Source organism: Clostridium sp. chh4-2 (assembly GCF_002899675.1).
GTDB lineage: Bacteria > Bacillota > Clostridia > Lachnospirales > Lachnospiraceae > CHH4-2.
In genome coordinates, this window is the sequence record NZ_PKUU01000011.1 from 170,469 (window position 1) to 179,767 (window position 9,299).

The 9,299-nt window shown below is 41.0% G+C and carries 7 protein-coding genes, 1 tRNA gene and 1 rRNA gene; 6 read left to right on the plus strand and 3 right to left on the minus strand.

Going from position 1 to position 9,299, the window contains the following annotated elements:
* The first annotated feature begins 4 nt into the window (after positions 1–4).
* The 3 genes from gyrB to recA all read left to right on the plus strand — a co-directional run bounded on the left by gyrB (position 5) and on the right by recA (position 5,791).
* Entirely contained in the window at positions 5–1,918 is a 1,914-nt protein-coding gene (gyrB, locus tag C0033_RS13615; protein ID WP_103228425.1) for a DNA topoisomerase (ATP-hydrolyzing) subunit B, read from the plus strand.
* Positions 1,919–2,037: 119 nt separating this feature from the next.
* Positions 2,038–4,554 carry a DNA gyrase subunit A gene (gyrA, locus tag C0033_RS13620; protein WP_103228426.1) on the plus strand — a complete coding sequence of 839 codons (2,517 nt, stop codon included), beginning with the start codon at positions 2,038–2,040 and terminating at the stop codon, positions 4,552–4,554.
* Between the two features lie 217 nt (positions 4,555–4,771).
* The gene (gene recA / locus C0033_RS13625; protein WP_103228427.1) at positions 4,772–5,791 is read left to right on the plus strand and encodes a recombinase RecA; all 1,020 of its coding nucleotides are present in this window, start codon (positions 4,772–4,774) and stop codon (positions 5,789–5,791) included.
* Positions 5,792–5,859: 68 nt separating this feature from the next.
* Here recA and C0033_RS13630 read toward each other — a convergent pair whose 3' ends face one another.
* From C0033_RS13630 to C0033_RS13640, 3 genes are read right to left on the minus strand one after another with little or no spacing between them, the layout of a single operon-like run.
* Positions 5,860–6,663, minus strand: a complete 804-nt coding sequence (locus tag C0033_RS13630; RefSeq protein ID WP_103228428.1) for a hypothetical protein — start codon at positions 6,661–6,663, stop codon at positions 5,860–5,862.
* Positions 6,657–7,355, minus strand: a complete 699-nt coding sequence (locus C0033_RS13635) for an ABC transporter ATP-binding protein (protein ID WP_103228429.1) — start codon at positions 7,353–7,355, stop codon at positions 6,657–6,659. The genes C0033_RS13630 and C0033_RS13635 overlap by 7 nt, the downstream gene beginning before the upstream one ends.
* A complete protein-coding gene (locus C0033_RS13640) occupies positions 7,352–7,723 on the minus strand; it encodes a GntR family transcriptional regulator (RefSeq protein WP_103228430.1) in 372 nt (123 codons plus the stop codon). Before C0033_RS13640 ends, C0033_RS13635 begins: the two co-directional genes overlap by 4 nt.
* Before the next feature lie 162 nt (positions 7,724–7,885).
* Here C0033_RS13640 and C0033_RS13645 point away from each other — a divergent pair, with 162 nt between their 5' ends.
* The 3 genes from C0033_RS13645 to C0033_RS13655 form a co-directional block, all read left to right on the plus strand.
* Complete coding sequence (locus C0033_RS13645) at positions 7,886–8,596, plus strand: lysophospholipid acyltransferase family protein (protein ID WP_103228431.1); 711 nt, start codon at positions 7,886–7,888, stop codon at positions 8,594–8,596.
* 117 nt (positions 8,597–8,713) lie between these two features.
* A tRNA-Ser gene (locus C0033_RS13650) sits at positions 8,714–8,801 on the plus strand.
* Between the two features lie 395 nt (positions 8,802–9,196).
* Positions 9,197–9,299 (plus strand): 16S ribosomal RNA (locus C0033_RS13655); the annotation flags it as partial.

Here is a 9,299-nt window from a genome sequence, read left to right on the forward strand (position 1 = left end):
ACTTATGAGTGCTGAATATGGAGCAGATCAAATTCAAATACTGGAAGGACTGGAAGCGGTCCGGAAACGTCCGGGTATGTATATTGGTAGTACTTCATCAAGGGGACTTCACCACCTGGTATATGAGATCGTAGATAACGCGGTAGATGAGGCTCTGGCCGGATTCTGTACAGAAATCGACGTGCAGATTAACCATGACAATTCTATTACTGTAAAGGATAACGGCCGGGGTATTCCTGTCGGAATCCAGAAAAAAGCCGGAATCCCTGCGGTTGAAGTCGTATTTACCATCCTTCATGCCGGCGGTAAGTTCGGCGGTGGAGGATACAAGGTATCAGGAGGACTTCACGGCGTAGGCGCGTCTGTTGTCAACGCATTATCCGAGTGGCTGGAAGTAAGAATATATTCAGAAGGAAAAATCTATCAGCAGAGATATGAGAGGGGCAAAGCCATGTACCCTCTGAAAGTAGTCGGCGAATGTCCGGAAGACAAACACGGCACAGAGGTAACGTTCCTTCCAGATAAAGAAATTTTCGACGAAACTATTTTTGATTATAACGATTTAAAAATACGCCTCCGTGAAACCGCATTTCTTACTAAGGCGTTAAAAATCATTCTCCGTGACGACAGAGAAGAAAAAATTGAAAAACAATTCCATTATGAAGGCGGAATCAAGGAATTTATCGGCTATCTGAATAAAGGCAAGACTCCGTTATACAGTGATGTAATCTACTGCGAAGGAATTAAAGACGGTATTTACGTGGAAGTATCCATGCAGCACAACGATTCCTATACAGAAAATGTATACAGTTTTGTAAACAATATAAACACCCCTGAAGGCGGAACCCACCTGGCCGGTTTTAAAAATGCCCTGACCAAAACTTTTAACGATTACGCCCGTAAAAACAAGCTTTTAAAGGACAACGAAGCCAATTTAAGCGGTGAAGATATCCGCGAAGGCCTGACCGCCATCATCAGCGTTAAGATTGAAGATCCTCAGTTTGAAGGCCAGACCAAACAGAAATTAGGAAACAGCGAAGCCAGAGGAGCCGTTGATAATATCGTAAGCGAACAGCTCACCTATTACTTAGAGCAGAATCCGTCCGTCGCTAAAGCAATGTGCGAAAAATCCATTCTCGCCCAGCGTGCGCGTGCCGCAGCCAGAAAAGCGAGAGATTTAACCAGAAGAAAGACCGCATTGGAAGGAATGGCCCTTCCCGGTAAACTTGCCGACTGTTCCGATAAAAATCCGGAGAAATGCGAGATTTATATCGTCGAAGGAGATTCCGCAGGCGGTTCCGCAAAGACAGCCCGCTCCAGAAATACCCAGGCGATTCTTCCGCTTAGAGGAAAGATCTTAAACGTAGAAAAAGCAAGACTCGATAAGATATACGCCAATGCGGAGATTAAAGCCATGATCACCGCTTTCGGTACCGGTATTCATGATGATTTTGACATTTCCAAATTAAGATACCACAAGATCATTATCATGACCGATGCGGATGTGGACGGCGCTCATATCAGCACCCTGCTTTTAACCTTCCTTTACCGCTTTATGCCCGAACTCATCAAGCAGGGCCATGTATATCTGGCTCAGCCGCCGTTATATAAACTGGAAAAGAATAAAAAAGTATGGTACGCATACAGCGATGAGGAACTTAACAGCATCCTCGCCGAAGTAGGCCGCGATACCAATAACAAGATCCAGCGTTACAAAGGTCTGGGAGAGATGGATGCAGAACAGCTGTGGGAGACAACCATGGACCCGGAACGCCGTATTTTACTTCGTGTGACCATGGATGAAGAGACTACTTCCGAAATCGATTTGACATTTACAACCCTGATGGGTGACCAGGTAGAGCCTAGACGTGAATTTATTGAAGCAAATGCAAAATATGTACAGAACCTGGATATCTAAATTATTTTTTATATCAGGCCTTTCCAACATCAAGGGTGAAGGCATTTCGGAAAATGCCTTCACCCTTTAACTGAAAAGACCAGGTCACTGATGTAAAAAAGTAAAAATGGAGGAAAATAATGGAACCAAATATCTTTGATAAAGTTCATGACATAGACCTGAAAAAGACCATGGAAACGTCATACATTGACTATGCCATGAGTGTTATCGCATCCAGGGCTCTGCCTGACGTAAGAGACGGTTTAAAGCCGGTACAGAGAAGAATCTTATATTCTATGATCGAGTTGAACAACGGTCCGGACAAGCCACATCGTAAATGTGCCCGTATCGTCGGTGATACCATGGGTAAATACCATCCTCATGGCGACAGCTCCATCTACGGCGCATTGGTAAATATGGCTCAGGAATGGTCAACCCGTTATCCGCTGGTTGATGGCCACGGAAACTTCGGTTCTGTGGATGGTGACGGAGCCGCAGCCATGCGTTATACAGAAGCCCGTTTGAGCAAGATCTCCATGGAGATGACTGCTGACATCAATAAAGACACCGTAGATTTCACACCAAACTTTGACGAAACAGAAAAAGAACCGGTAGTACTTCCATCCAGATATCCCAACCTTCTGGTAAATGGTACGTCAGGTATCGCAGTAGGTATGGCCACCAACATCCCTCCTCATAACCTCAGAGAAGTGATCGCTGCGGTGGTTAAAATCATTGACAACCAGGTTAATGAAGGCCGTCAGACAGACATGGAAGAAATTCTGGAAATTATAAAAGGGCCTGACTTCCCAACCGGAGCCACCATTCTCGGAAAAAGAGGAATTGAAGAAGCATACCGCACCGGCCGCGGCAAGATCCGTGTCCGTGCTGTGACCAACATTGAAACCATGCCCAATGGAAAAAGCCGCATTATCGCTACAGAACTTCCATACATGGTTAATAAAGCCCGCCTGATCGAAAAGATCGCCGATCTTGTAAAAGAAAAGAAGGTCGACGGCATCACTGATCTTCGTGATGAATCCGACAGAACCGGTATGAGAATCGTAATTGAACTCCGCCGTGACGTCAATGCCAACGTTATTTTAAACCAGCTTCTGAAACATACCCAGCTGCAGGATACCTTTGGCGTTATCATGCTTGCGCTGGTTAACAATGAACCACGTGTATTAAATCTGGTTCAGATGCTTAATTATTACTTAGACCATCAAAAAGAAGTTGTAACAAGAAGAACAAAATACGAGTTAAATAAAGCCGAAGAGCGGGCCCACATCTTAGAGGGATTGCTGATAGCCCTTGACCATATCGACGAAGTGATCAAAATTATCCGCGCTTCCTCCAATGTTCAGGATGCCAAACTTCAGTTAATGGAGCGTTTTGGTCTCAGCGACGTTCAGGCCCAGGCAATTGTGGACATGCGTCTGCGCGCTCTGACAGGTCTGGAACGCGAGAAACTTGAGAATGAATATAAGGAACTCATGGACCGCATCGCATACTTAAAGAGCATTTTAGGAGATGAGAATCTGTTATTAGGCGTTATTAAAGATGAAATCCAGTTAATTTCCGATAAATACGGCGATGAAAGAAGAACCGCTATAGGATTCGATGAATTTGATATGTCCATGGAAGATCTGATTCCTGATGAAGAAGCCGTTATCGCCATGACCAACCTGGGATATATAAAGAGAATGTCAGTTGACAATTTCAAGAGCCAGAACCGTGGCGGAAAAGGCATCAAGGGAATGCAGACCATCGAAGAGGATTATATCGAAGACCTGTTCATGACAACAAGCCATCACTATATCATGTTCTTCACCAACACAGGCCGCGTATACCGTCTCAAAGCATATGCGATACCGGAAGCCGGCCGCACAGCCAGAGGAACAGCCATCATCAACTTGCTGCAGCTGCTTCCAGGAGAGAAGATTACCGCCATCATCCCGATGAAAGAGTATGATGATGATAAATATCTGTTCATGGCCACCAAGAACGGTATGGTAAAGAAAACTCCGATGAAGGAATACGAAAACGTCCGCAAGAACGGCCTTCAGGCAATCGTACTTCGTGAAAATGATGAGCTGATCGAGGTTAAGGCGACAGATGATACAAAAGATATTTTCATGGTTACGAAAAAAGGCCAGTGCATCCGTTTTGAAGAAACCGATGTAAGGGTAACGGGCCGTGTTTCCATGGGTGTAATCGGTATGAAGCTGGACGACGGCGATGAGATCGTAGGAATGCAGGTGGATACCCAGGGCGAATATCTTCTGATCGTATCTGCTAACGGTATGGGCAAACGTACCAGCATCGATGAATTTACGCCTCAGAAACGTGGCGGAAAAGGTGTGCGCTGCTATAAGATCGTCGATAAAACAGGCGACATTGTAGGTGCAAAATTAGTGCATGATGACCACGATATTATGTTAATCACCACAGAAGGAATTATTATCAGAATTTCCGTCAGCGATATCACCATAATCGGCCGTAATACTTCCGGTGTAAAATTGATGAATATCGATGCAAACTCCGATATTACCGTAGCAAGCATCGCCAAAGTCAGAGACAGCGGAAACAAAGCCGACGAGGCGGAAGAATTGTTAGAAGAAGAGTCAGAAGTAAATACGGAAACAGAGGAATAAAAATAATGCCGCCCGTTTAATGGGCGGCATTCGTTCTTATGGTAAATTAAAATGTAAAAACAACTTACATTCATGGCCAAAAATCTGTTAAGATAAACGGAGAGCTGTACAAAGAATGTACAGTGGGCAAACAATGAGGAATCGTTTCGCTCAGATACACAGAGCGAAACGGTTCCTCATTTATTTCGTACCTAAGAAAGAGAAAGGTAAATAATTTATGGATGAAAATAAGAAAAAAGCATTAAATGAAGCGCTGTCAAAGATTGAAAAAGATTTTGGAAAAGGCGCGGTAATGCGCCTTGGAGATCCTAATTCCATTGGAGAGGTAGAAGTTGTGCCTACCGGAGCACTGAGCCTGGATATCGCCCTTGGTTTAGGCGGTATTCCCAGGGGAAGGGTAATTGAGATCTACGGACCGGAATCCAGCGGTAAAACCACAGTCTCCCTTCATATGGTGGCTGAGATTCAAAAAAGAGACGGAATCGCAGCATTTATCGATGCCGAACACGCATTAGATCCCCAATATGCAAAACGTATTGGCGTTGACATTGATGAATTATACATATCCCAACCCGATACAGGAGAACAGGCGCTGGAGATTGCAGAGATGATGGTTCGGTCCGGAGCTATCGATATTGTTGTCATTGACTCCGTCGCCGCCCTGGTTCCCAAAGCAGAAATAGACGGCGACATGGGAGACAGCCATATGGGGCTTCAGGCCAGGCTCATGTCACAGGCATTAAGAAAACTGACCCCAGTCGTAAGCAAATCCAAATGCATTGTTATTTTCATCAATCAGCTGCGCGAAAAGATCGGAATCATGTTCGGCAACCCGGAAGTGACCACAGGCGGAAAAGCGCTTAAATTCTATGCATCAGTGAGATTGGATGTCAGAAAAATTGATATCATAAAAAGCGGCGGGGACAGGATCGGCAACAGAACCAGAATTAAAGTGGTCAAAAATAAAATAGCGCCCCCTTTTAAGGAAGCGGAATTTGATATCATGTATGGAAGTGGTATTTCAAGGGAGGGGGATATTTTAGATTTGGCATCCAATATTGATGTAGTCAACAAAAGCGGTTCCTGGTACTCCTATAACGGTTCTAAAATAGCCCAGGGAAGAGAAGGCGCCAAAATCTATTTATCAGAACATCCTGAGATTCTTACAGAAATAGAAAATAAGGTCAGAGAATATTATAATCTTCAGAATGATAATAATACCTCACAAAAAGAATAAAACACCCAAGGTACGGTATAGGGAGCCCGGAACCCCGCTTTCCCTATACCGCCTCTTCGGCGCCCTTTTTATTCCATATTTAATTTTTTTCTAAATATATATTCAGTTATAAAATACATCACAGCAGTCGTAACAACGCTTAAAGCGATAGAAGAGATCATTATCTTATTATAAACATAGAAGAAATCAGCCGAATCATGATTAATAAATCTGAGGAACCCGCTGGCAAACAGTAAGATAGTTCCCAGCATCTGCATAACCATATAGATACCAATATAAGCGATCACAGCTCCGCCAACTTTATGCTTATTAAATAAATGTCCAATAGCAATGGAACAATAAAACATCATGGAAGAACTGAATAAGCTGATAATGCAGGTGATAATCATCTCAATAGTAAATGTCGATGCGTTCATATACATATTTTCTTCAATAAATTCTACATAATTTGCATATATAACTTGAAATGTGATATCTTTCATATGTCCGGCCAGAAGCAGAATAAATGATAGAAAAACAAGTAATACAGTTAAAGCCTGCCATATAATCGAGTTAAACAATTTAGCATTAATAATTGTTCTGGTCTTAACCGGAAGAGTATGCGTTAAATATCCCTGTTCCGATGACATAGTCTTATAAAAATGCATACAAATGAAAACATAAGTGACAACAAATAAAGCGATAATTGAAATTACATACAAAGTCATCGCTATGACAGATATAAAATCAATCGCATTTTGCGGCTGCGCCATATTTTTGGACATCTCAACCAGAATTTTATTTAAAACGGATATTATGATAAATACCAGGTAGGATGGAAAAAATAATCTTCTCGTGGACAAATAGTCCTGTTTCATTAATTTACTTAACATCTGAATACCTCCCTGAAAAGTGCATCCACAGATTTTCCGTATTTAACCCGGATATCATCTACGGTAGAATAAAGCGCCAATTCCCCTTCTTTAAGAAAAATAACATCATCCAGCACTTGTTCGATGTCTGAAATAAGATGAGTTGAAATAATAACAGAACCATCTTCATTATAATTAGAAATAATCGTATTTAATATATAATCCCTCGTAGCCGGGTCGACGCCTCCAATCGGTTCATCCAAAAGATAGAGATCCGATTTTCTGCTCATGACCAAAATTAACTGGACTTTTTCTTTCGTACCCTTTGACATGGTCTTCATACAGTCTTTTTCATTGATATTAAGCCTTTTTAACATTTCATAAGCTTTATTCCTATCAAAATCACTGTAAAAATCATGAAACATATCGATCAGCTGCGTAACTGACATCCAGTTATTCAAATAATTTTTATCAGGCAGATAAGAAATATGAGATTTCGTATCCAATCCCACCGGAATATCACAGACTGTTATCGTGCCGCTTTTAGGGACCAGCAAACCGTTAGCTAATTTAAGGAAGGTAGATTTTCCGCTTCCATTTGGCCCCAGGAGTCCGACAATCCTTCCCGGTTCGATCTTTAAGCTGAAATCATACAGCGCTCTGGTAGATCCGAACCATTTTGTCAAATGACTGCATTCTAATATGGAACTCATAATTTGCCCTCCTTTATTGTCTTTTCAATTAAAATACAAATCTCTTCAGGTTCAAAACCAATTTGCCTCATAAGTTTCATAAATTCTTCAATTTTTTCCTGAGCAATATCTTCCTTCATTTTTTGAATCATATTGGCATCCTCCGTAACATATCTTCCTGAAGTCCGTTGTGAATATATCAATCCGCTTCGTTCCAGTTCAGCAAGCGCTTTCTGCATTGTATTAGGATTAACAGCAGCGTCAGCTGCCAAATCTCTGACAGACGGCAGTTTACTTCCGATTGGATAAGTTCCGGAGATAATATTCAGCCTTATCTTCTCCAATAACTGTGTGTAAATGGGACGATCATTTTCAAATGTCCATGGCATATGATTACCTCCTGTATTATTGTACTATTTACTTAATACAATAATATAATATAGCACGATAAAAGTCAATTACGAATTTCTTAACATTCATGATCATAATAAATTGAATTACCCGGCTTATCGCTGTATAATAGATATAATGAGCAGAAATGAGATAAAAATATGAAAAGAATTGTACTGATGTTAGCCAGAAACATAACAAGAGTTCCAATATGGCTGTATCATATATGGAGATTAGGCCGTCCAAATGATACCCATACTGAAGAGGAACGCTATCATTATTTAAGAAATATTGTAAAGCGCGTCAATATATCCGGCAGAGTGACCGTAGAAGGTCATGGATCAGAGAACATTCCAAAAGAAAATGGATTTATATTATTTCCCAACCATCAGGGATTATTTGATATGCTGGCAATTATTGATACCTGCCCGAATCCTTTTGGCGTGGTGGTAAAAAAAGAAGCTTCTAATATTATATTGGTCAAACAGGTTATTGAACTTTTAAGGGGTATGTCTATTGACCGCAAAGATATCCGCGCTTCTCTTACTATAATTAATAAAATGACCGAAGAAGTGAAAGAAGGCAGAAATTATGTGATTTTTGCAGAAGGCACCAGGAGCAAACAGGAGAATAACATATTGGAATTTAAAGGAGGAACCTTTAAAAGCGCCGTTAATGCCCGATGTCCGATTGTTCCGGTTGCACTGATCGATTGCTATAAACCATTTGATATTTCTTCTTTTAATAAAGTAAATGTAAAAGTCTGTTATCTTCCACCCATTTATCCGGAACAATATATAGGATTAAAAACAAAAGAAATAGCAGATATAGTGCATAACAGCATTCAAAACGAGATCAATAAAAATATGTGAAAAAAAATTAGAAAAACGGGTTGACAATGCTTGTCTTCTCTAGTATAATTGTCAATGCGTCTGAAAAAGTATTAGTTTCAGAGCATAATATCATATTGCTGATTCATTTAAAACTACGGAGAAATACTCAAGAGGCCGAAGAGGCGCCCCTGCTAAGGGTGTAGGTCGGGTAACCGGCGCGAGGGTTCAAATCCCTCTTTCTCCGCTTTTTAAAAGAAGAAACCAGCAGGAAGATAAGAAAAAACTTTTTCGACAAATAACTGCAAAAAGTGATTGACAACTTCTGACAGATATGATAATATAAACTCCGCTGCTAAACACAGCAAACGAGTTTGAAAAAAAGTTTTAAAAAGTTGTTGACAAACACTTCTCAACATGATATACTAATCGAGTTGCTGTTGAAGACAACAACACAGAATGAACCTTGATAATTAAAGATTGAACAGTATGTAAAACCCTGAAAATTCTAATAAAACGGGTCATGTTTGATGGCCTTGAATGAGAAAATTCAGAACAAATACAGAGATGTATACGAACCAAACAAAACAGTAAAACGGTTTAAAATTAGCTAACGTTAATTTTGGATCAAGATCAAAACTTTAACATGAGAGTTTGATCCTGGCTCAGGATGAACGCTGGCGGCGTGCTTAACACATGCAAGTCGAGCGAAGCAATTAAGAGGAAGTTTTCGGATGGAATCTTA